Source organism: Pectobacterium aroidearum (assembly GCF_015689195.1).
GTDB lineage: Bacteria > Pseudomonadota > Gammaproteobacteria > Enterobacterales > Enterobacteriaceae > Pectobacterium > Pectobacterium aroidearum.
Genome location: NZ_CP065044.1, coordinates 3,764,572 through 3,787,914, shown reverse-complemented (window position 1 = coordinate 3,787,914; position 23,343 = coordinate 3,764,572). Strand labels below are relative to the sequence as shown.

The 23,343-nt window shown below is 52.2% G+C and carries 16 protein-coding genes; 10 read left to right on the top strand and 6 right to left on the bottom strand.

Going from position 1 to position 23,343, the window contains the following annotated elements; genetic code table 11:
- Positions 1-494 precede the first annotated feature (494 nt).
- Complete coding sequence (locus I2D83_RS16945; RefSeq protein WP_012773688.1) at positions 495-2,285, top strand: methyl-accepting chemotaxis protein; 1,791 nt, start codon at positions 495-497, stop codon at positions 2,283-2,285.
- A 127-nt stretch (positions 2,286-2,412) separates the two neighbouring features.
- Here I2D83_RS16945 and rdgC read toward each other — a convergent pair whose 3' ends face one another.
- The gene (gene rdgC, locus I2D83_RS16940) at positions 2,413-3,342 is read right to left on the bottom strand and encodes a recombination-associated protein RdgC (protein ID WP_012773689.1); all 930 of its coding nucleotides are present in this window, start codon (positions 3,340-3,342) and stop codon (positions 2,413-2,415) included.
- Positions 3,343-3,629: 287 nt separating this feature from the next.
- On the opposite strand from rdgC, the gene mak reads away from it, so the two are divergent.
- Positions 3,630-4,541 carry a fructokinase gene (gene mak, locus I2D83_RS16935; protein ID WP_182099299.1) on the top strand — a complete coding sequence of 304 codons (912 nt, stop codon included), beginning with the start codon at positions 3,630-3,632 and terminating at the stop codon, positions 4,539-4,541.
- A gap of 18 nt (positions 4,542-4,559) precedes the next feature.
- On the opposite strand, the gene I2D83_RS16930 is transcribed toward mak, so the two are convergent.
- Both I2D83_RS16930 and sbcD read right to left on the bottom strand, forming a co-directional pair.
- Positions 4,560-8,243 (bottom strand): AAA family ATPase, encoded by a 3,684-nt coding sequence (locus tag I2D83_RS16930; RefSeq protein WP_205946958.1) that lies wholly within the window; start codon positions 8,241-8,243, stop codon positions 4,560-4,562.
- Positions 8,240-9,478: an exonuclease subunit SbcD gene (gene sbcD, locus I2D83_RS16925; RefSeq protein WP_205946957.1), complete on the bottom strand. Its 1,239-nt coding sequence runs from the start codon at positions 9,476-9,478 to the stop codon at positions 8,240-8,242. The genes I2D83_RS16930 and sbcD overlap by 4 nt, the downstream gene beginning before the upstream one ends.
- A 271-nt stretch (positions 9,479-9,749) precedes the next feature.
- Here sbcD and phoB point away from each other — a divergent pair, with 271 nt between their 5' ends.
- The 6 genes from phoB (at position 9,750) to proY (ending at position 17,402) form a co-directional block, all read left to right on the top strand.
- Positions 9,750-10,439, top strand: coding sequence for a phosphate response regulator transcription factor PhoB (phoB, locus tag I2D83_RS16920; protein ID WP_005975981.1), 690 nt, complete (start codon positions 9,750-9,752; stop codon positions 10,437-10,439).
- A 27-nt stretch (positions 10,440-10,466) separates the two neighbouring features.
- Positions 10,467-11,789 (top strand): phosphate regulon sensor histidine kinase PhoR, encoded by a 1,323-nt coding sequence (phoR, locus tag I2D83_RS16915; protein ID WP_012773693.1) that lies wholly within the window; start codon positions 10,467-10,469, stop codon positions 11,787-11,789.
- Between the two features lie 15 nt (positions 11,790-11,804).
- Entirely contained in the window at positions 11,805-12,743 is a 939-nt protein-coding gene (locus I2D83_RS16910) for a PstS family phosphate ABC transporter substrate-binding protein (protein WP_181829881.1), read from the top strand.
- A 239-nt stretch (positions 12,744-12,982) separates the two neighbouring features.
- A complete protein-coding gene (locus I2D83_RS16905; protein ID WP_012773695.1) occupies positions 12,983-14,089 on the top strand; it encodes a cobalamin-independent methionine synthase II family protein in 1,107 nt (368 codons plus the stop codon).
- A gap of 475 nt (positions 14,090-14,564) precedes the next feature.
- Entirely contained in the window at positions 14,565-15,884 is a 1,320-nt protein-coding gene (gene brnQ, locus I2D83_RS16900) for a branched-chain amino acid transport system II carrier protein (RefSeq protein WP_205946956.1), read from the top strand.
- Between the two features lie 141 nt (positions 15,885-16,025).
- Complete coding sequence (proY, locus tag I2D83_RS16895; protein ID WP_012773697.1) at positions 16,026-17,402, top strand: proline-specific permease ProY; 1,377 nt, start codon at positions 16,026-16,028, stop codon at positions 17,400-17,402.
- Between the two features lie 208 nt (positions 17,403-17,610).
- Here proY and I2D83_RS16890 read toward each other — a convergent pair whose 3' ends face one another.
- From I2D83_RS16890 to I2D83_RS16880, 3 genes are all read right to left on the bottom strand, one after another.
- Entirely contained in the window at positions 17,611-18,885 is a 1,275-nt protein-coding gene (locus I2D83_RS16890) for a mechanosensitive ion channel family protein (RefSeq protein WP_181844601.1), read from the bottom strand.
- A 225-nt stretch (positions 18,886-19,110) separates the two neighbouring features.
- The gene (locus I2D83_RS16885) at positions 19,111-19,713 is read right to left on the bottom strand and encodes a peroxiredoxin C (RefSeq protein ID WP_010299049.1); all 603 of its coding nucleotides are present in this window, start codon (positions 19,711-19,713) and stop codon (positions 19,111-19,113) included.
- 478 nt (positions 19,714-20,191) lie between these two features.
- The gene (locus I2D83_RS16880; protein WP_012773700.1) at positions 20,192-20,773 is read right to left on the bottom strand and encodes an acyl carrier protein phosphodiesterase; all 582 of its coding nucleotides are present in this window, start codon (positions 20,771-20,773) and stop codon (positions 20,192-20,194) included.
- 191 nt (positions 20,774-20,964) lie between these two features.
- On the opposite strand from I2D83_RS16880, the gene queA reads away from it, so the two are divergent.
- Positions 20,965-22,032: a tRNA preQ1(34) S-adenosylmethionine ribosyltransferase-isomerase QueA gene (gene queA, locus I2D83_RS16875; RefSeq protein WP_205946955.1), complete on the top strand. Its 1,068-nt coding sequence runs from the start codon at positions 20,965-20,967 to the stop codon at positions 22,030-22,032.
- Positions 22,033-22,129: 97 nt separating this feature from the next.
- A complete protein-coding gene (gene tgt, locus I2D83_RS16870) occupies positions 22,130-23,275 on the top strand; it encodes a tRNA guanosine(34) transglycosylase Tgt (protein ID WP_205946954.1) in 1,146 nt (381 codons plus the stop codon).
- Positions 23,276-23,343 lie beyond the last annotated feature (68 nt).

The window sequence follows — 23,343 nt, the reverse complement described above, 5'->3', positions numbered from 1 at the left end:
ACTGGTATTATTCAGTCTATACTGAAAATGCGTTGTTATCTTGCCACATAAAAAATAACCCATACCCATAATTTCCAGCATAATTCGCTGTTACGAAATCTATCGCTCTTTTTTGTAGCATGGCTCATATATTCCATATATGAGCCATTTTATTTAATGGTGTTGATTAATTAATCGTATAAAAGAATGAGGTAATTATTAGGAATAATCCCTAGATTGTTAAAATACAATAGATTAAAGGATTTACTGATAATTTTATCTTATGGTAAATGATAAGTTTTTTATTCTTTAATTTTTGTTTTTATAAGGTTGTTATATTGGTTAATTGATTCCAACTCCATTTGGTGTCTTTTTTTATATCAGGATATGGTTGAACGTATTAAGTGTTGTTCTGGGTTTCAAGATAAATGGCGGTGGTGGAATGTGATCGCATTCAAGTTTTATTTTGCTGTGCCGTTATGGATAGTATAACTATTCTATGCAAAGAGTATTTTATGCTGAAAACGACGCGCTCCCGCATTCTTGCGGCCTGTTCGACCATTGTTGTACTTTCACTGGTTATCAATACTTTTCTAAATTACACCATCGCCAATAACGCGAATAAGGAATCGATCCAAAATACGCTGGATGCGGTAGCAACCAGTCATAGTATAGCCATCAGCGACTGGGTTGCTTCTAAAACGCAGATGATTTCAGCTCTGCACGATCGCGCCATAAAGGATGAAGATCCGATCCCGCTATTTAAACAGATCGTGGCTTCCGGCGGGTTCCTGAACGTCTACATGGGCTACGCCAATGGCACGGCCAAGTTTGCCGATCCCGGTGGTATTCCTGCCGATTACAACCCTACCATCAGACCTTGGTATCAGCAGGCTGTGAAAGAAGGTAAGCCGTTAGCGACCGCGCCGTACGTGGATATGGTAACGAATACGCTGGTCGTGTCTTTCGTTGCGCCTGTAGTGGAAGGGGGAACCGTCAGAGGCGTCGTCGGTAGCGACGTCACCATGAAGAGCGTGATCGAAAACGTCAAAGCGATCAACCCGAGTCCGGGGAGTTTCGGCGTGCTGATTGACCGTAATGGTACGATTATTGCGCACCCAGATGAAAAGCTGACGCTGAAAAATATCACCGAGATTGCTCCTGCGATTAACCTGAACGACATTCTTTCTGCGGATAGTGCCCGCGATGTGGATTTTTCCGGTTCGACAAAACTGGTGTTGGCAAAACCGATTACCGGCACGAGCTGGTTCATGCTGGTGGCGTTGGACAAAGCTGAAGCGACGGCGGGTATGCGTTCTCTGCTGTCTACCTCGGTCATCACGCTAGTTGCCATCGCGCTGTTGGGCACGTTGGTGATTGGTTTCATTATCACATCAACGCTCAAGCGCCTGCTGCAAATCCGTGATGCGATGGATGATATCAGCAACGGTAATAACGATCTGACGCAGCGTCTGCCGGACGAAGGGCATGATGAAGTCGCGCAAATTGCCCGCTCGTTTAATATCTTTGTCGATAAGATCAGTCAGGTCATGATCCAGATTCGGGATATCAGCGCATCGCTTCAGGTAGCGGCGGATGAAATCTCAGCGGGGAACAACGATCTTTCTGCACGCACCGAATCTGCGGCGTCGAGCATTCAGCAAACGGCGGCCTCGCTGGAGGAAATCTCTGCGGCGGTGACGCAGTCGGCAGGATCGGCGCAACAGGTTAACGCTAAAGCGCTGCTGCTGTCGAAAGATGCGGGCACGGGCGGGAAAGTGGTTTCCGATGTGATTGTCACGATGGAAGAGATCGTGGTCGCGTCTGGGAAAATCGGCGATATCATCGGCGTGATTGATGGCATTGCATTCCAGACTAACATTCTGGCGCTTAACGCAGCGGTAGAAGCTGCGCGTGCGGGTGAACAGGGCCGTGGCTTCGCCGTGGTTGCCGGTGAGGTTCGCAGCCTGGCACAGCGCAGCGCGCAGGCCGCAAAAGAAATTAAAGAATTGATTGAATCGACGGTCTCCAGCGTGACGTCTGGCTCTGTGCAGGTTCGTCAGGCCAGCGACACGATGAATGAAATTGTCGGTGGCGTGTCTACGGTGAGCTCGGTGATGTCTGAAATTACGCATGCGGCGGATGAACAAATGCGCGGTATCAACGAGATCAACAAGGCGGTCGCACAGTTGGATTCGATGGTGCAACAAAACGCCGCGCTGGTGCAGGAATCTGCTGCTGCGTCAGGTGCGTTGCAATCACAGGCGGAAGAACTGAACGCCGTCGTCGGGGCATTCCGGGTCTAACGGATTTGTCACTGAGGAGGTATTGCCCGCTGCCAGAACGGTGGCGGGCAATCACCGACTGTATTAATAATCGGTAGTATTCACGAACGATAGTATTAACGAGCGATAGTATTAACAATCGATCGTATTAACGTTGGGCTTCTCCGCCCAACGCTTCAATCAGATTCGCAATCAATGCAGCCAGTTCGCTGGTCATTAAAATGAAATCGGCATCAAACCGCTGCGCAAAATCTTCCCGATCGATATCGTCGTTTTGTTCCCGCAGCGTATCGGAGAACTTCAAGCGTTTTACCGAACCGTCCTCGGACAAGACCAACTGAATACGTTCCTGCCAGTCCAGCGCCAGCTTGGTGACCAGCTTGCCTGCTTCAATATGGACGGCGATTTCATCGCAGACCAAATCCTGTTTTTTACAGCGGATAACGCCGCCGTCTTCCAGAATCGCTTTTAGCTCTGCTTCATCCTGTAGCACGAAGCCAGCTGCCGGTTCACCGGAGCGTACCCACTCGGTCAGCGTCAGCTCAATAGGATTTTCCATAGTCAGTGGCACAACGGGCAGTGACCCCAGCGTTTTGCGCAGCAGCGCCAGCGTATCTTCCGCTTTTTTAGCACTGGCGGCATCGACCATAATCAGGCCGTTAACCGTGTCGATCCACATCCAGACCTGACTGAAACGACTGAACGCACGCGGCAGCAAGCTATGCAGCACTTCATCTTTCAGCGAATCTTTTTCGGTTTTTTTCAGCTTGCGGTGCTGTTCCGCTTCCAGACGTTCGATTTTGGCCTGAAGGGTTTGTTTGATGACCGGAGAAGGCAGGATTTTTTCTTCTTTGCGGACGCAGATAACGATTTGCCCATTAACGACATGCGTTAATGCATCGCTATGCGATCCCATCGGTGATACCCAACCCGTTTTCATCATATCCTGACTGCCGCACGGGGTGAACGCGAAAGCGCTGAGCCGTTTTTCCAGCTCATCTGCAGATAAAACGTTATCTTTAGACAGTGCACTATCCCGGCTTAGGCGGTAAATCATTAAGTTTTTAAACCACAACATGGTGTTATCCCTGACTGGGCGCGCAGGTTTGCACGCGGGTTTGTAATGTTGCGCGCATGATAACGAATTCGAGGCCGTAATGTGGAATAAAATACCGGGATTCAGAGGAATACCTATCACGCTTTGAGTGACAGCAGATTGCTTTCTCTGATTATCTCTATTAAGAACATTTTCAGGTCGGTAACAAACTGACTGTTGCGGAACAAGAACGATTACTGCTCGACCAACTTTGTCAGCACCTCATTTTTCGGGGAACGCCGACCTATTTACAACACGGGGGAGACATCATGAGAATCGGTATCGATCTGGGCGGGACGAAAACGGAAGTTATCGCACTGGATGATGAAGGGCTGGAACGTTTTCGGCAGCGTATGCCGACGCCAAGAAATGACTACCCGGAAACGCTACGGACTATTGTCACGCTGGTCGAGATGGCGGAAAAAGCGATTGGCTGTCGCGGCAGCGTCGGCGTAGGGATCCCCGGCACGCTATCGCCGTTTACCGGCAAAGTAAAAAATGCCAACTCCACCTGGCTTAACGGTCAGGCGTTGGATCTCGACCTCGCCACGCTGCTGAATCGGCCGGTGCGGGTCGCCAATGACGCAAACTGTTTCGCTGTTTCAGAGGCGGTTGACGGTGCCGGGGCAGGGAAGCAAACCGTCTTCGCGGTCATCATTGGGACCGGCTGCGGATCGGGCATTGCGCTGAACGGTCAGGCTCACGTCGGCGGCAATGGTATTGCTGGAGAATGGGGACATAACCCGCTGCCCTGGATGGATGAGGACGAGCTGCGTTATCGGCAGACGGTTCCCTGTTATTGCGGCAAATCCGGCTGTATTGAAACGTTTATCTCCGGTACCGGATTTGCCGCGGATTACCAGCGTCTGAGCGGCCAGCCGCACAAGGGCGAAGCAATTATTGCCTTAGCGGAGCAGGGCGATCCCATCGCCGAGCTGGCGTTGCAGCGCTATGAACATCGGCTGGCGAAGTCACTGGCGCATGTGATTAACCTGCTCGATCCTGATGTAGTGGTGCTGGGGGGCGGAATGAGCAACGTTTCTCGCCTTTACCAGACCGTGCCGGCAAAGATTAAACAATGGATCTTTGGCGGCGAGTGCGAAACGCCCGTGCGTCAGGCGATACACGGCGACTCCAGTGGGGTACGCGGAGCCGCCTGGCTTTGGCCGAAGACGAAGTAATTGCAGATCGAATGATGGCTAAACGGCGTACTGCGGCGCCAGCCGGCTGACGCCGAGCCCGTTAACCTTCTGCACTTTGATCTGTACCGGAATTCGCTCTTTCATGGCTTCAACATGGCTAATGACGCCGATGGTTTTACCCGAGGCGTTCAGGTTATCCAGCGCATCCAGTGCGATATCCAGCGTCTCGGCATCCAGCGTGCCGAAGCCTTCATCCAGAAACAGCGAGTCGATACTGGCTTTATGGCTGACCAGGTCGGACAGCGCCAGCGCCAACGACAGACTGACCAGAAAACTTTCGCCGCCGGATAGCGTTTTTGTGTCGCGCTCGGCATCCGCCTGCCAGGTATCCATCACCAGAAGTTCCAGATCGCCACCGGGCTTACGTTTGAGCTGATAGCGATCGTGCAGGCGTGAAAGCTGGAGATTGGCGAGATAGACCAGATGATCCAAGGTCAGCCCCTGAGCAAATTTGCGGAATTTATCCCCTTTACTGGAGCCGATCAGCGAGTTTAACGTCTCCCAGTCGTCATTCTTTTGTTGGCTTTGGGCGATCTCGTTGAGTAAATCCTGTTGATTCTGGCGCTGTTGTTTGTCGTCAGATAACTGACGCTGGAATTCCCCCTGCTGCCGCAGGTTAGTTTTCAGCGTGTCGTCCAGCGCATCCAACTGCTGCTGTATCGCTTCTTGCGTAGCGTCTTCCGTCAGGGATGCTGGCCGTTTTTGTTGATGTTCCAGTAATGTCTGTTCAGCCTGCTGGCGCAGTGTCGCCGCTTGCTGCAAGCGCTGATGCAGCGTTTCCTTGAATTCCTGCAACGTCTGACGTTCCTGCTCATCAAGCAGTGCATGGAGAAAGGCGGTTTCATCAACGAAGGTGCTTTGCTGCAACGCCAGAGTAAAGCGTTCGGTTGCACTCTCATGCTGGCGCGTGCTCTGTTCATATTGCTGCTGCGTGCTAGCCAGCTCTCCCGTCAGACGGCTTAACGCCGTTTCGGTTTGCTGACGGGATGACTGGGCGAACCTGAGTGCATCGTCATACTGCTGGCTGGTTCGCTGTAGCTGTTCGCGCACATCGGTGATTTGCTTGTCCCCAAATAGCACCTGTCGCTCTTGTTGGCTTGTGTTGAGCTGCGCGAGGTGCTGTGCCAACTGCTGTTGCTGCGTTTGGATGTGCTGTGTTGCCTCGCTTACGCTGTGACGCAGATGTTGAAGATCGCTTTCCAGCGTGGCTAACAGAGGGGTTAAGCGAGACTGCTCCTGCTCTTTGGCTTTCCAGTTTTGCCATTCGCTGTCACGCTGAGCCAGCCAGCCATCTTGTGTGTCAGTGTCTGGCGGAAGAAGCCCCACCGTTGCCAGCGTTTGCGTGATGTCCTGAGTATGTTGCGTGATCTGTTGGTGCACGTTTTGCAGCGACTGCGTTGTTTCTTCCTGCGTAACGCCTAGCGAAGTTTGTTGCTGGGCATTCAGCGCGATTTTCTGTTCGAGATCCCGTAATAATGCTTCTGCAGCAGTCAGTAAATCCTTACTTTCCTGCCACAGTTTTTGCGACTGCTCGCGCGCGGCAATCTGCTGTCGAATGGCCTGTTCTTCGGCTTCACGCTGTGTAAGCCAGACGGCTATCTCGTCCTGCTGTTCCAGCGAGTAGCTAACTTGTAAGCGCTCACTGACACTTTGCCAGTGTTGCAGCAGAGCCTGATGTTCGCTATCGCATTGAGCAAGTTCCGATTGCAGCTGCTCCCGCTGCTGTAAGCGTGCGTTCAGTTCAGCAGTGGTATTCGCCAGCGCGATGGTTAACTGGTTTACGTCCTGCTGTAACGCCGTCAGACGCCGTTGGGTTTCAGACGGTTGTAGTGCCTGATATCGCTCGATAGCGGGGTGCTCGGTTGAGCCACACAGCGGGCACGCCTCTCCGGCCTGTAACCGCTGCCGTTCGGCTTCCAGCTTAACGATATGCACTTCCTGCCGATATATCGTTTCCAAATCGGCCAGACGCTCGCTGCGCTGCTGATGTTCAGACTGCTGCTGTTTCTGCAATATTTCTGACTGGTCGATATGGCCTTGTGCCTCAACGAGTTTGGCGAGATGTTGCTGCTTGCGCACCTGAAGGCGCTGGTATTGGTCGCTGACAGTGGCGAGTTGTCGACATGTCGCCTGCTGATCCATAAGCTGATTAAAGCGCTGGTGCAGAGTGGAAAGTGGCTGATGCGTGTCCTGATGTTGCCGCGTTTCATCGTGTTGCGTGAACTGCTGGCGTACAGCATCAACGACTTTTTGTTGTTCACGCTGCTGTGCCGCCAGATTGTCGGCTTCTTGCTGCCGTGCCGTCGACTCTGCCGTATGCTGTGCCTGTTTCTGGTTCAGCTTCTGGTGCTCGTCCTGTAACTGGTGTAGCTGCCGAAACTGGGTGCGCCACAGAGGCAACAGCTCTCCCCACTGCTGATGATGTGCATGTTGCTGGCGGTAAGACTGGATTTGTTCAAGCTGCCGTTTAGCCTGCTGTTGTTCTGCTGCGACCTGGGTTTGTTTAGCCTCGTCGGCGTGCAGGCGAGCCTGCGTTTTTGCCAGTTCGTCCTGCTGCTGGTTTTTTTGCTGTTCCAGCGTAGCAATGCGATGGTCAAGCGGCACAACCTGCTCGTTGATCAGTTGCTCTTGCTGTTGTCGTATCTGCTTGTGCTCACTAACGTCCTGTTCCGCTTTTTCTTCTTGCTGACGTAACGTTCTTAACGCCAGCTGTTCTGCGGCCAGCTTGCCGTTGAGTTGTTCAATCTGCTGGGCGAGTGCCAGGGACGCCTGCCGATAGCGCTCTTTATCCTGATGTAGCGGCCTCAGTTTTTCTGCCGGTTCGCTATTGGCTAATTTGTCGAGCTGCGGCCTGGCCTGCTGAATGGCGGATTCGGCGCTCGTGTATTGCGCCTGCGTATGAGTTACCGACGTTTGCTGCTGCGTTAGTTGCTCAAACCAGCGTAGCGTAGTCAGTGCTTGCTCACGCTCAACGTTGCCCTGTTGTTCCTGCTGGATCAGTTCGGCAAGCTGTGCTTCCACCTGCTGACGCTGCTCATCGGTCAACAGCTGAATACCGGATGCACGCGCCTGTAGCGTGTTCAATGTGACATTTGCCTGCTTGTGCTTGTCATAGACGCGCTCAGATATCAGGCCATAGATATCCGTGCCGGTCAGCTCTTCCAGTAGCTCTGCGCGGTCATCTGGTTTTGCATTGAGGAAGGCGGCAAACTGGCCCTGCGATAGCATCATGGATCGCGTGAAACGGCCGAAATCCAGCCCGGTGAGCTGTGTGATCATCTCTTTCTTATCATTGAGTTTTTCACACAGAATTTTGCCGTCTTCAATGAGCGCAAGTTCGGCTTTGGGGGATTGTAAGTTGCCGTCTGGCGCATTTCTTGCTCGACGCTGGCTCCAGAAGGCGCGGTATCCGACACCTTTCACCTCAAACTCGACTTCAGCAAGGCACTCTGCGGTATTACGCGTCATCAGGTCATTCTGACTGGCGGAAAGCTGACCCAATCGCGGCGTTTCGTGGTAAAGCGCCAGACAGATGGCATCCAGCAGCGTGGTTTTTCCCGCGCCAGTGGGGCCGGTAATCGCAAATAAGCCATTGCTGGAAAAGGGCTCCTGCGTGAAGTCGATCTTCCATTCGCCTTTCAGCGCGTTGAGGTTCTTTAAGCGCAGACTGAGGATTTTCATTTGGCAGTCTCGCTATTTTCCAGTTCATCAATAACCTGATTAAACAGGGTGCGAACCCGCTGCTGGCGGCCTTCTTCCATGTCTGTCTCCGTTGCCAGACGACGTTCAAAAACGTCATGTACGCTGAGCTCGTTCAGCGTTTCTTTATCTTGCCGGGTCATCGCCTGTAAACGTTGCTCACGCGTGCGGCGTAGCAGAAGCACCTCAACGGGCAGGTTCTCGGTCATTGCCTGAATGCGCTTCTGCATGTCGCTAAGATAATCCTGTGTGCTGATTTCGATATCCAGCCACACGGGCTTGTCACCCTGATAGTGCTGGAACGCGGACAGCTGTCGTTCAATGTCACTCAGACTGCCCTTAATCAACTGCATCGGCTGGGTGACGGGGATGGGCAGCGTATCTATCTGCGGGGGAATTGGCGGCGACGCGTCTGGTGTAAAACTGACCAGACAAACAGATTTCTCACTGTTGAGTTCGTCAAAACTTAGCGGAATAGGCGAACCGCTGTAGCGGATATGCTCACTTTGAGTCACGCGCTGCGGGCGGTGAATATGGCCGAGCGCGATATAATCCGCAGGGGGAAAAGCCTGAGCAGGGAACGCATCGAGCGAACCGATATAGATATCGCGCACGGATTCGGAGGCGGTGGCACCAATTGTCGTCAGGTGCCCGGTGGCTATAATCGGCAGCGGCAGGCCGAGTTCATCGCGTTTTTGGCAAGCCAGTTGGTAACACTGCTGGTAGTGCGCCGTGATGGCCTCTTGTAGCGCCAGCTGTTTTTCATCACCGGACTGTCCAGCTTTGCTGGTCAATACATCGCGCGGGCGTAAAAAGGGAATGGCGCAGAGCAGGGCGCCGGGCTGCTGCTGACGGTTTTCCAGCAGGAGCACCTGTTGGACGGGATCGTCGCTGGCGCAGGCAATCACGCGCGTGTTCAGGCAGGCCAGCAAATCACGGGATTCATTTAACATCGCGACGGAATCATGGTTTCCACCGAGAATGATGAGCTGGCAGCCTGTACGCTGTAGTTCTACTACGAAGCTATAATACATTTCCCGGGCATAGCTCGGGGGAGAACCGTTATCAAAAATATCGCCTGCGACGATAATGGCATCGACCTGATGCTGCTCCACCTGAGCGATGAGCCAGTGAAGAAAAGCCTGATGTTCAGCCGCGCGGCTTTTGGTATAAAAATATTGTCCTAAATGCCAATCGGCGGTGTGGATAATGCGCATCGTGTTCTCTCGATATTCATGCCGCGTGGCGGTGGATGACGTTGTCATTATAGGGAAGGGTGCTCTGTCATCGTAATGCGATGATTATATATAGCCGGGATGCCGGCTGTCGCGGTGGAATCCTGAGTTTGGAAAGCGGCTCGAAAAATCGGATGTATGCGTTGTAACATCGCGCGCAGAGGGCCGTGTGTTTTTCATAAATCTGTCATAAAACTGACGCATAATGCCTTTCGCTTGCTAACAGCGACGATGATTAACGACAGGATTAACAATGGCAAAACGCATATTAGTCGTGGAAGATGAAGCACCAATTCGTGAAATGGTCTGCTTTGTACTGGAACAAAATGGTTATCAGCCAGTTGAAGCCGAAGATTATGACAGTGCGGTCACGCAACTGTCGGAGCCGTTCCCAGAACTGGTGTTATTGGACTGGATGCTGCCAGGAGGTTCGGGCCTGCAATTCATCAAGCATATGAAGCGCGAGGCACTGACGCGTGATATTCCGGTGATGATGTTGACCGCACGCGGTGAAGAAGAAGACCGCGTACGCGGCCTTGAAGTGGGCGCGGATGATTACATTACCAAGCCGTTTTCACCCAAAGAATTAGTGGCGCGAATCAAAGCTGTGATGCGACGTATTTCACCGATGGCGGTGGAAGAAGTCATTGAAATGCGTGGCCTGAGCCTCGATCCTTCCTCACATCGTGTGACGACGGAAGAACATGCGCTGGATATGGGGCCGACGGAATTTAAGCTGCTGCATTTCTTTATGACGCATCCTGAACGTGTTTATAGCCGGGAACAGTTGCTGAATCACGTTTGGGGCACTAACGTTTATGTTGAGGATCGTACTGTCGACGTCCATATTCGTCGCCTGCGTAAAGCGCTGGAAACCAGCGGACATGATAAAATGGTGCAAACCGTTCGGGGAACGGGCTACCGTTTTTCAACGCGTTACTGAGGTGATCGTAACCGGAGAAATATTAACGTGCTAGAACGTTTATCCTGGAAAAGGCTGGCATTGGAGCTGGCTTTTTTTTGTTTGCCCGCGTTGTTACTGGGGCTGATTTTTGGCTATCTGCCCTGGTTTCTGCTGGTCGCCGTCTTAGGCTTACTCTGCTGGAATTTTTATAACCAGCTGAAACTCTCTTATTGGCTGTGGGTTGACCGCAGCATGACGCCACCGCCCGGTCGTTGGAGCTGGGAGCCGCTGTTTTACGGGCTTTACCAGATGCAACTGCGTAACCGACGTCGACGCCGTGAACTGGCGCTCCTGATCAAACGCTTTCGCAGCGGGGCCGAATCCCTACCGGATGCTGTAGTTATCACCACCGAAGAAGGAACCATTTTCTGGTGTAATCATCTGGCGCAGCACTTGCTCAATTTCCGCTGGCCGGAGGATAACGGTCAGAATATCCTCAACTTACTACGTTACCCCGAATTCACGAATTACATGAAAGGGCAAGATTTTAGCCGTCCTCTCACGTTGCAGCTGAATAATTCCCACCATGTTGAATTCCGCGTGATGCCCTATTCCGAAGGGCAGCTATTGATGGTCGTGCGTGATATTACGCAGATGCACCAGCTCGAAGGCGCCAGACGTAACTTCTTTGCCAATGTGAGCCATGAACTGCGTACGCCGCTGACGGTCTTGCAGGGCTATCTGGAAATGATGCAGGAAGAAACGCTGGATGCGGCGCTGCGCGGAAAAGCGCTGAATACCATGCAGGAACAGACCCGGCGTATGGACGGGCTGGTCAAACAGTTGCTGACCTTGTCCCGTATTGAAGCGGCGACGGCGATCGATTTGAATGAAAAAGTCGATATTCCATTGATGCTGCGTGTATTGCAGCGTGAAGCGCAAACCCTGAGTCAGGGGCGCCATGAGATCGTCTTTCGTGTGAACGAAAATCTTCGCGTGTTTGGTAATGAAGAACAGCTGCGCAGCGCGGTATCCAATCTGGTGTATAACGCGATCAACCATACGCCAGCGGGAACGCGTATCGAAGTCTGCTGGCAGAAGATCCCGCAGGGGGCGCAATTTCAGGTCAGCGATAACGGGCCGGGCATTGCGGCCGAGCATTTGCCGCGCCTGACTGAGCGCTTTTACCGGGTCGATAAGGCGCGTTCACGCCAGACAGGCGGCAGTGGCCTGGGGCTGGCGATTGTTAAGCATGCGCTCAGCCACCACGATTCCCGTCTGGAAATCATGAGTGAGGATGGTTTGGGCTCGCGTTTTGTCTTTACGTTGCCGAATCGGTTGATTGTCCCTGCCTCTCTGGCTGAAAATACGGTGAAACCTTCGGCCTGACGGAAAACGCTACCCATGACATCCGCCACTCGTATTGCGGGCGCTTTTTTACTGCTGTTCAGCGCGTTTTGTGCTGCGCAGCCTCGCCAGATGCTGGCGGGCAACCTCTCCAGCGCGGGATCGGATACGCTGGCTAACCTGATGGCCTTTTGGGCGGCGGATTTCAACCAGCATTACCCGAACGTGAATTTACAGATTCAGGCCGCCGGCTCATCCTCTGCACCGACGTCTCTGGCATCGGGCGCCGCGCAGCTTGGGCCGATGAGCAGGGCGATGAAGGCCAGCGAAATAGAGGCGTTCGTCCAGCACTACGGCTATCCGCCGCTGGCGGTGCCGGTCGCGATGGATGCGCTGGTCGTGCTGGTCAATCAGGATAACCCGTTGCCTGGGCTGAACCTGTCGCAGTTGGACGCTATTTTTTCGATTACGCAGCGCTGCGGTAACCACCAGCCGATAAAACAGTGGGGCGATCTTGGTCTACAGGGCAGTTGGGAAAAACGCACGCTACTGCGCTATGGGCGGAATTCTGCGTCAGGAACCTATGGGTTCTTTAAGCAAAAGGCGCTATGCCGGGGGGATTTCCTTCCTCAAGTCAATGAACTACCCGGTTCGGCATCCGTTGTACAGGCGGTTGCTGCGTCAACTGATGCCATAGGCTATGCCAGCGTAGGCTTTCGTACCAGCGGTGTGAGAATGCTGCCGCTAGCCGCGCAAGGGACCGATTACATTTACCCCTCGACTGAAAATATCCGCAGCGGTTTATACCCCTACACCCGTTACCTTTACATCTATGTGAACAAAGCGCCCAGCCAACCATTGGAAGCGCTGACAGCGGCATTTTTAGATCGTGTACTGTCCGAAACGGGGCAGTCGCTGGTGAATCAGGATGGTTATTTACCGCTGCCGGAAGAAACGCGTCGTCAGGCGCGTCAGCAGATTGGCCTGCCAGAGTAATATTTCTTACCCACGAATTGGCGATGTTTCACATTACATGAATTTTCTTCATGTAATGTGAAAATTCTTCCATTGCCCTGTGGGTTGTCACGTGACAGGATAGTTTTAAATTTAGACGTCCAGATGGCTAAATAAGATTAAATGTAACTATCCCTCTGGGTAAATATTTCATATTGAAACTATCTGCCAGCTCGCTTCTTCTATGAGGATCCACGCTGGCAACATGTCAGGAGCGACACATGGCGAACACCTTATCCCCTTTCCGTGCAGATATCGTCGGCAGTTTCTTGCGTCCCGAGGCCATCAAACAGGCGCGTCTTCAACATCAAGCGGGCGAGATTGATGATATCGCGCTGCGCAACATTGAAGATCGTGAAATCCTGCGAGTGGTAGAAAAGCAGCGCGAAGCGGGTTTGCAGATTGTGACGGATGGTGAGCTGCGTCGTGCCTGGTGGCATTTCGACTTTTTTGCTGATTTACACGGCGTAGAGCGCTACGAAGCCGATCACGGTATTCAATTCAACGGTATTCAGACGAAATCTCATGCGATTCGCGTCGTAGATAAAGTGAGTTTCAACCCTCAGCATCCGATGCTCGATCATTTCCGCTACCTGAACAGCATTTCTGGCGATGCAGTCGCTAAAATGACGATTCCTAGCCCTAGCGTGATGCATTTCCGCGGCGGACGTAAAGCGATTGATGCGACGGTTTATCCCGATCTGGCCGACTACTTCGACGATCTGGCGCAAACCTGGCGCGATGCGATTCATGCATTTTATGACGCAGGTTGCCGCTTCCTGCAACTGGATGACACCGTGTGGGCCTACCTGTGTTCTGACGATCAAAAACGCCAGATCCGTGAACGTGGTGAAGATCCGGCACAGCTGGCGCGGACATACGCCGACGTGTTGAACAAAGCGCTGGCAGATAAGCCTGCGGATCTGGTGATCGGTTTACACGTTTGCCGGGGTAACTTCCGTTCGACCTGGATTTCTGAAGGCGGCTATGAGCCTGTGGCAGAAATTCTGTTTGGCGAAGTCAATGTCGATGCCTTCTTCCTGGAATACGATACCGAGAGAGCGGGCGGATTCGAGCCGCTGCGCTTTGTGAAGCCGGGGCATCAGCAAGTCGTTCTGGGACTGATTACCACGAAGAACGGTGAACTGGAAGATGCTGAGGTGGTGCAGGCGCGTATCGCGGAAGCGGCAAAATATGTCAATCTCAGCCAGATTTGCCTGAGCCCGCAGTGTGGTTTTGCTTCAACGGAAGAGGGCAATAGCCTGACGGAAGAGCAGCAGTGGAATAAGCTGAAGCTTGTCGTAGATATTGCCAATCGCGTGTGGTGACACTCAGTGAAATAACCGTATCACTGTAATGGATAAATAAAGGCCGGATCATTCGATCCGGCCTTTTTTGTGCTCATTCTTCTGCTCTCTACCCGCGGCGTTCTGTGAAATATGTTTTTTTATGATCGAACAACGCATTTTATCCCGATTTTTGTCAGTTTTATTGCAATGAAATATCGATAAATGCGCAAATCATGTGTTATGCAAAACGAGATAAACCAATTTATATTCTTATTTTTTGGCATAGTTAGGCTGGATACTCTGGTTTTTGGATCTCTGCTTGTCTTTTTACGCTATAAACGTTTTACTTAGCACCCAATATGGCTGTGCAAAAAATAACTTCTATGACCGCCATTTTCGCGCCGCCGGAGTGTTGGCATCATGCTTCGAGCTAACTCTTGGTAAACGGTTTTTGGCGGCGATAAACGACACAGCTTTCTTTTTATCGATTTGATACAGGCAACACGACATAACTATGAGTCATCGTTTAACGTCCAAAGATATTGTGGCATTAGGTTTTATGACCTTTGCTTTATTCGTGGGGGCTGGGAATATTATTTTCCCGCCTATGGTGGGATTACAGTCGGGAGAGCACGTTTGGACGGCGGCGATCGGCTTCCTGCTGACCGCAGTTGGTCTACCGGTGTTGACCGTGATCGCACTGGCTCGGGTTGGCGGTGGCGTAGATGCGCTCAGCTCGCCGATTGGTAAAAAAGCGGGCGTGGTTCTGGCCACGGTGTGCTATCTGGCTGTTGGGCCACTGTTCGCTACGCCGCGTACGGCAACCGTGTCGTTTGAAGTCGGCCTGGCTCCTCTGGTCGGCAACGGAGCGTCTCCGCTGCTGATTTATAGCCTGATTTACTTTGCCATTGTTATCGCGATTTCTCTGTATCCGGGCAAACTGCTGGATACGGTTGGTCATGTGCTCGCGCCGCTGAAGATCATTGCGCTGGCGGTATTGGGTATTGCGGCGGTGCTGTGGCCTGCGGGTACGCCAATTCCCGCGACGGAAGCGTATGAGCAACTGCCGTTCTCCAATGGCTTCGTCAACGGCTATCTGACGATGGATACGCTGGGCGCGATGGTCTTTGGTATCGTGATCGTCAATGCGGCGCGTTCACGTGGGGTCTCAAGCCCTATGCTGCTGACGCGTTACACGATGTGGGCGGGCTTGATTGCCGGTATTGGCCTGACTCTCGTCTATTTGAGTTTGTTCCAGCTTGGTTCCGTCAGTGGCGAACTGGTGCCACAGGCGCAGAACGGCGCTGAAATTCTCCATGCCTATGTACAACACTCGTTTGGCAATATGGGGAGCAGCTTCCTGGCGTTGTTAATCTTTATCGCCTGTCTGGTGACGGCGGTGGGGCTAACCTGTGCCTGCGCTGAATTCTTTGCGCAATACCTGCCGTTGTCTTACCGCACGCTGGTGTTTGTGCTGGGCATCTTCTCAATGGTGGTGTCGAACCTGGGTCTTAGCCATCTGATCCAACTTTCTATTCCTGTACTGACAGCGATTTATCCGCCATGTATCATTCTGGTTTTATTGAGCTTTACGCTGCGCTGGTGGAATAGCGCTTCACGTATTGTGGCGCCCGTCATGCTCGTTAGTCTGTTATTTGGCATGGTTGATGGTATAAAATCGTCGGCTTTCAAATCGCTGTTGCCAGAGTGGAGCCTCAACCTGCCGCTGAGTGAGCAAGGGTTGGCATGGTTGCCACCGTCACTGCTGATTTTGCTGGTCGCGGTGATTTACGACAGAGTGTGTGGTCGTCAGGAAGTTACGGTACATCAATAATATCGTTAATGCCTGATAGCGCTGGAGCGGTAGGAATATCGTACTGCTCCGGCCCAACGTTGGGTTTCTGCACCACAGGTATTTGCCTGTGGTTTTTCTTTTTGTAATGTTTTTCTTTCTATAAGACAGGGTTGCTTATCAATGGAACAACCATCTTCCAAGCTCAAGCGTGGGTTAAGCACGCGGCATATTCGCTTTATCGCCCTTGGCTCAGCGATCGGAACCGGTCTTTTTTATGGTTCCGCGAGTGCGATCCAAATGGCTGGCCCCAGCGTGTTACTGGCTTATCTGATCGGTGGAGTTGTCGCGTATATCATCATGCGCGCTCTGGGTGAAATGTCGGTACACAACCCGCAGTCCAGTTCGTTTTCTCGCTATGCGCAAGATTACCTTGGGCCATTGGCGGGATATATCACTGGCTGGACCTACTGCTTTGAGATGCTGATTGTCGCCATCGCCGATGTGACTGCGTTTGGCATCTACATGGGCGTCTGGTTCCCCGCCGTGCCGCACTGGGTGTGGGTCTTGAGCGTGGTGCTTATCATTGGCGCCATCAACCTGATGAATGTGAAAGCCTTTGGTGAACTGGAGTTCTGGCTCTCTTTCTTCAAAGTTGCCACCATTATTATCATGATTGTTGCCGGGATCGGCATCATTGTCTGGGGGATTGGCAACGGCGGCGAACCGACCGGTATCCATAATCTCTGGAGCAATGGCGGGTTCTTCAGTAACGGTGTGATGGGGATGATCCTCTCGCTGCAACTGGTGATGTTTGCGTACGGCGGCGTGGAGATCATCGGGATTACCGCCGGTGAGGCCAAAGATCCGCAGAAGTCTATCCCTCGCGCGATTAACTCTGTGCCGTGGCGTATTCTGGTGTTCTATGTCGGTACGCTGTTCGTGATTATGTCGATTTATCCGTGGAATCAGGTTGGTACTAACGGCAGTCCGTTTGTGCTGACGTTCCAACATATGGGCATTACGGCTGCGGCAGGTATCCTGAATTTTGTTGTGATTACTGCGTCGCTGTCGGCGATTAACAGCGATGTCTTCGGCGTAGGCCGTATGCTGCACGGGATGGCGGAGCAGGGGCACGCGCCGAAAGTATTTAGCCGCATTTCCAAACGCGGCATACCGTGGGTAACGGTCGTTGTGATGATGATGGCGCTGCTGGTCGCCGTGTACCTGAACTACATTATGCCCGGCAAAGTTTTCCTGGTGATTGCTTCACTGGCAACGTTTGCGACGGTGTGGGTGTGGATCATGATTCTGTTCTCTCAGATTGCGTTCCGCCGCCGTCTGAGTCCGGATGAAGTGAAGGCGCTGGCGTTCCCACTACGCGGCGGTATCGCGACCTCCGTGTTCGGCATTATCTTCCTGTTCTTCATCATCGGTCTGATTGGCTACTTCCCGGACACACGTGTGTCGCTGTATGTCGGTATTATCTGGATATTGCTGCTTTTAGTGGGCTATGTCTGGAAGAAGAAGCGTCAGAACGCGGTGGTTGCACAGAATTAAGCGCGTCGCTTGCATCAGAAAAAGCGAGGTTGCTGAAAAAGTCCGCAGAGCGGGGGTAACGGATAGATCGTAAAGACGCTGCAAGTACGTCCATGTAAGCTCGGCTTGCGCCATCCCTGGCGCAAACGCTTTACTCTTCTATTCCGTCACTCCCGTTTTCATTTGGTAAATAGGCTTGTCAGCCGCTTTTGTTCCTTTGCATGAGATATTACGCTTTCGGCGTCGTTATTTGCTGTGCCATGACCCGCATATCGTGACCGGTTGGCGTCTGATGAATGCGGAGATCGAACTCCGGTAAGATCGCAAAGATATGGTCGAAAATATCGGACTGAATGCTTTCATAATCGACCCAGGCGGTTGTGTTGGTAAACGCATAAATTTCCAGTGGTACCCCTTCTGACGTTGGCGCGAGCTGCCGTACCATCAGCGTCATCCCCTTGTGAATCCCCGGATGAGTGCGTAGATAAACCTGAAGGTAGGCGCGGAACGTGCCTAAATTCGTCAGGCGGCGGCCATTCAGCGGTGAGGTCAGATCGGACTCGGACTGTGCGTTGTGTTGCTCCAGTTCGCTCTTCTTGTTTTGAATATAAGGCGACAGGAGCTTGCTGCGCAGCAAGCGTGCCTGTTCGTCTTCCGTCATGAAATGCACGCTGGTGGTATCGATGTTGATGCTACGCTTGATACGCCGTCCCCCTGATTCCGACATCGAACGCCAGTTTTTGAAAGAGTCGGACACCAGCGAGTAGGTGGGGATGGTGGTAACGGTATTGTCCCAGTTTTTCACTTTTACCGTTGTCAGCCCGATGTCGATAACAGCGCCGTCAGCACCGTATTTTGGCATTTCGAGCCAGTCTCCCAGCGTTAGCATATCGTTGGCGGAGAGTTGGATGCCCGCGACCAATCCCATAATCGGATCTTTGAACACCAACATCAGCACGGCAGCCATCGCGCCTAAACCGCTAATCAGAATCAGCGGGGATTTCCCGATAAGTAATGACACCACCATGATGCTGATAACGATGGTGGCAATCAGCTTCAGACTCTGAAAGATGCCGCGTAGCGGCAACTGTGCAGCGACTTTGGTTCGTGCGGAGACGTTGAGCAAAACATCGAGTAGCGAAAACAGGGACAGCAGCGCAAAAATCATGATCCACACTTGGGAGCAGATGATGAGCGCTTCACGGGTTTCACTTTGCGAAGGCAGCCATACGAAGACCTGAATATTGAGGATCACCCCTTGTAGCAGGAAGGCCAGCCGATTAAACAGGTTGTGTTGCGTTAGCGCCTGTTTCCACCCGTGCCCCTCGGTTTTCCCTGGCTTATTGAGTGAACGCAGCACCATTCTTTTCAGCACAACCTGATGCAAAATCAGATGAATGACGGCAGAAATGAGCAATATCAGCCCAAGAACAATCAGTAACGCAATGATGCTAGCGTGTTGTATTCCGGCTTCTCTCAGCCACAGCGCGAGATTTTGTTGCATGCGTTCTCCTTTATTCCAATGAATCTGTCGTGCATTAACACGATGTGGCTTTAAGGCTAAGGATTTAGCGCTCCCAGTCAACCTTTTGTATTCTCTGAGATCGTTGTGTTAGGAAGCGTTGAGCAATGCGGAGAAGCGGTGAGGGAAATATCACAGGCAAAAAAAAGCCAGTCGCATAGCAACTGGCTTGATTATCACATTACCCCTTAGGGCAGCGATGAGGGATTACAGCTTGTCTGCGTTTTCAGACAGGTACTTCGCTACGCCATCTGGTGACGCGCCCATACCGGATTTGCCTTTTTCCCACTGTGCTGGGCACACTTCGCCGTGCTCTTCGTGGAATTGCAGCGCGTCAACAGTACGCAGCATTTCATCGATGTTACGACCCAGTGGCAGATCGTTCACCACCTGGTGGCGAACCACGCCGTTTTTGTCGATCAGGAAAGAACCACGCAGTGCAACACCGGCTTCTGGGTGCTCAATGCCGTAGGCCTTCTGGATTTCGCGCTTAATGTCAGCAACCATTGCGTATTGCACTTCGCCGATGCCGCCTTTGTCCACAGGGGTTTTACGCCATGCGTTGTGTACGAACTCGGAGTCGAAGGAAACGCCAACCACTTCTACGCCGCGTTTCTTGAACTCGGCATAGCGGTGATCGAAAGCAATCAGTTCTGACGGACAAACGAAGGTGAAGTCCATCGGCCAGAAGAAGATCACGGCAGCTTTACCGTTGATGTGCTTCTTCAGGTTGAAATTTTCGACGATTTCGCCACTGCCTAAAACGGCAGCTGCGGTGAAGTCTGGGGCTTGACGAGTTACCAGGACCATAATTACTCCTGTAGATAGCGGTTAATGATCGGATGATATAAAAAACAGCGATCAGTATAGGGATTCTGCCCGAGTGAATACAGGCAAAGAGACCAATCAATGAGATAGCTTTTGTCTATTGAACTCATCGCTATTTCCTTTCAAGGGAATAGATTAACCCTTTTAATTGAAAGGACAATACCCGTCATACTTCAAGCTGCTTGTGCGTTGGCTATTCTTACTCACCCCAGTCACTTACTTGTGTAAGCTCCTGGGGACTAATGAACCTCATAAATGAGGTTCCCCCTTCGGGCTAGCGCTAGCGCTATTCAAATCGGTTTAAAACCGATTTGTCGTGCGCTTGCCGCGTTACAAGGCCGCATGGCCTTGTCCTAAAGGACCAACGCAGAGCGTTGTTCAAAACGCTCACGTTTTGTCACGCAACTCGAATTATTTAGGGTATATGTTGCGTAGAAAAATGGAAACGTTGCGATCTTTCTTACAGCTGTTGCGCTTTCGCTAATTGCATCATCCGTGGATAAAACTGCCAGAAGAGTATTTCAAATTGGTGATAGTGTTGCTCGATATCCTGAAAAGAACCGGACAGCGCCGCCAGTTTAGGACGGCGTACCGACATTCTGTGCAACACATCGGCGATAAACGGCAGCTCTGCATAGCGCGTCATCCAGCGCTCCGGCCACAGATAGCGATTCAGGTTCTGAAAACGTTCAGGCGTGTGCGCCAGATGTGGTTCGATTTGTGACTGTGCGCCATCGATAAAGGTTTGCAGGGGCGTATCCGGCACCAACTGTAACCAATGGCGCGCAAGGTAGTGATCCCACAGCACATCCAACGTAATGGGCGCAACGCGGCGAAATTCATCGCTGAAATACTGACGCGCCTGTTTGACTTCCGGCAGGCTGTCGGTCAGCGAATCGACGCGGCGATGCAGGCGGATGCCGTCGACGATCTCGTCAGCATAGCTATCCTGCGGGTTGCCGCGCACGAAATCCGCCATCAGATTGCCTAATAGAGAACTGTCGGCCAGCGTGGCCAAATGGAGGTGAGCGAGAAAATTCATGGCCTTAGTATATCCGCTTCTTCTTTTATTGTGCACGTCCTCTTATATGTCGGTGTGGGCATTCGCTGAACGTGATGTGGTGCGGATTGTGATGCGTTACGCCTGCCGCGTGCTTATTTCTTGCAGCCATGCGTTTGCGGCTCTAGACTAGGCCGCCCATTTTTAATGTATTAACAGCTAAGTGAATTGCCATGCGTGTTGCCGATTTTTCGTTTGAACTTCCTGAATCATTGATTGCCCATTATCCACAAGCGGAACGCAGTGGTTGCCGTCTGCTATCGCTGGACGGGCCGACGGGAGATCTGACGCACGGCGTGTTTACCGATCTGCTGGATAAACTGAATCCCGGCGATCTGCTGGTGTTTAACAATACGCGTGTGATTCCAGCTCGTCTCTTTGGCCGTAAAGTCAGTGGCGGCAAGCTGGAAGTGCTGGTGGAGCGCGTGCTGGATGATCATCGGGTGCTGGCGCACGTTCGGGCGTCAAAAGCGCCAAAACCGGGTACAGAGCTGCTGCTGGGCGATGATGAAAGCGTTAAAGCGACGATGGCGGCTCGCCACGATGCGCTGTTTGAACTACATTTCGATGATTCCCGTGATGTCCTGTCGATCCTGAATGATATCGGCCACATGCCGCTGCCGCCTTACATCGACAGGCCTGATGAAGACGCCGATCGTGAGCTGTATCAGACGGTATATAGCCAGCGTCCGGGTGCCGTAGCGGCGCCGACAGCGGGTTTACATTTTGATGAGCCGATGCTGGCTGCGCTGCGCGAGAAGGGCATCGAAATGGCGTTTGTAACGCTGCACGTGGGGGCGGGGACTTTCCAGCCTGTTCGCGTCGATACGATCGAAGATCACATCATGCACGCCGAATATGCCGAAGTGCCGCAGGACGTTGTTGATGCCGTGCTGGCGTGCAAGGCGCGTGGAAACCGTGTGATAGCCGTTGGCACCACCTCGGTACGCTCACTGGAAAGTGCCGCACAGGCCAGCCAGAACGCGCCAATCGAACCGTTTTTCGGCGATACCAAAATTTTCATCTATCCAGGTTATCACTACCGCATTATCGATGTGCTGGTGACCAATTTCCATTTGCCCGAATCGACGTTAATCATGCTGGTGTCGGCCTTTGCTGGCTACCAGAACACGATGTCTGCCTACCGCCAGGCGGTGTCAGAGCAGTATCGTTTTTTCAGCTACGGTGATGCGATGTTTATTACGCACAACCCGATGGCCGAACAGGAAAAAGTGGGATAAACCCTGCTTTCTGCATAATAGCGATGCCACAGACCACGCTCTGTCAGGCATTAATACATCATTACCATCAGACTGTTTTTCTGATGCTGGAGGCTAAGTGAAGTACGAATTACAAACAACGGACGGCCGTGCGCGACGCGGTAGATTGATTTTTGAACGCGGCGTGGTGGAAACCCCGGCTTTTATGCCCGTGGGGACTTACGGCACGGTGAAAGGCATGACGCCGGAAGAAGTAAAAGATACCGGCGCGCAGATTCTGCTCGGCAATACGTTCCATCTGTGGCTGCGTCCCGGTCAGGAAATCATGAAGCTGCACGGCGATCTGCACGATTTCATGCAGTGGCATGGCCCGATTCTGACGGACTCCGGTGGTTTTCAGGTGTTCAGCCTCGGTGATATTCGCAAGATTACTGAACAGGGCGTGCATTTCCGTAACCCGATCAATGGGGATTCGATTTTCCTTAGCCCGGAAAAATCAATGGAGATTCAGCACGATCTCGGTTCCGACATTGTAATGATCTTTGATGAGTGCACGCCGTATCCTGCCGACTGGGATTACGCCAAGCGCTCGATGGAGATGTCACTGCGCTGGGCAAAACGTAGCCGCCAGCGTTTCGATGAGCTGGAGAATAAAAACGCGCTGTTCGGCATTATTCAGGGAAGTGTTTACGAAGATTTACGTGATGTATCCGTAAAAGGGCTGGTAGACATTGGCTTTGATGGGTACGCTGTGGGCGGTTTAGCGGTGGGCGAACCGAAAGAAGACATGCACCGCATTCTGGAGCACGTTTGTCCGCAGATCCCAGAAGATAAACCGCGCTATTTGATGGGCGTTGGTAAGCCGGAAGACCTGGTCGAAGGCGTACGTCGCGGTGTCGATATGTTTGACTGCGTGATGCCAACGCGCAATGCACGTAATGGACACCTCTTCGTTACTGATGGCGTGGTGAAAATCCGTAATGCTAAGTATAAAGATGACGTGAGTCCGCTGGATGAACACTGTGATTGCTACACGTGTCGCAATTATAGCCGCGCCTACTTGCATCATCTTGACCGTAGCAACGAAATACTCGGAGCACGACTCAATACCATTCATAACTTGCGTTATTATCAGCGTTTAATGGCGGGTTTACGTCAGGCCATTGAAGAGGGTAAATTAGAGCACTTTGTGGTGGATTTCTACCAACGGATAGGTAAACCCATTCCGCCGCTGGCTGAAAAAGACGTTGCCGCAAGCAACTGAAGCCTGTTTGCTATGAATAGCATTTTGCTGTGAAGCGTTTTTACGATTGTAAGGTTGATAATTTATCT

Bases quoted from the DNA above. Each gene is read 5' to 3' on its own strand.
- I2D83_RS16930 (WP_205946958.1), bottom strand. From the start codon at position 8,243: ATGAAAATCCTCAGTCTGCGCTTAAAGAACCTCAACGCGCTGAAAGGC.
- phoB (WP_005975981.1), top strand. From the start codon at position 9,750: ATGGCAAAACGCATATTAGTCGTGGAAGATGAAGCACCAATTCGTGAA.
- I2D83_RS16880 (WP_012773700.1), bottom strand. From the start codon at position 20,773: ATGAATTTTCTCGCTCACCTCCATTTGGCCACGCTGGCCGACAGTTCT.
- I2D83_RS16945 (WP_012773688.1), top strand. From the start codon at position 495: ATGCTGAAAACGACGCGCTCCCGCATTCTTGCGGCCTGTTCGACCATT.
- mak (WP_182099299.1), top strand. From the start codon at position 3,630: ATGAGAATCGGTATCGATCTGGGCGGGACGAAAACGGAAGTTATCGCA.
- I2D83_RS16910 (WP_181829881.1), top strand. From the start codon at position 11,805: ATGACATCCGCCACTCGTATTGCGGGCGCTTTTTTACTGCTGTTCAGC.
- I2D83_RS16890 (WP_181844601.1), bottom strand. From the start codon at position 18,885: ATGCAACAAAATCTCGCGCTGTGGCTGAGAGAAGCCGGAATACAACAC.
- I2D83_RS16905 (WP_012773695.1), top strand. From the start codon at position 12,983: ATGGCGAACACCTTATCCCCTTTCCGTGCAGATATCGTCGGCAGTTTC.
- I2D83_RS16885 (WP_010299049.1), bottom strand. From the start codon at position 19,713: ATGGTCCTGGTAACTCGTCAAGCCCCAGACTTCACCGCAGCTGCCGTT.
- queA (WP_205946955.1), top strand. From the start codon at position 20,965: ATGCGTGTTGCCGATTTTTCGTTTGAACTTCCTGAATCATTGATTGCC.
- rdgC (WP_012773689.1), bottom strand. From the start codon at position 3,342: ATGTTGTGGTTTAAAAACTTAATGATTTACCGCCTAAGCCGGGATAGT.
- sbcD (WP_205946957.1), bottom strand. From the start codon at position 9,478: ATGCGCATTATCCACACCGCCGATTGGCATTTAGGACAATATTTTTAT.
- brnQ (WP_205946956.1), top strand. From the start codon at position 14,565: ATGAGTCATCGTTTAACGTCCAAAGATATTGTGGCATTAGGTTTTATG.
- proY (WP_012773697.1), top strand. From the start codon at position 16,026: ATGGAACAACCATCTTCCAAGCTCAAGCGTGGGTTAAGCACGCGGCAT.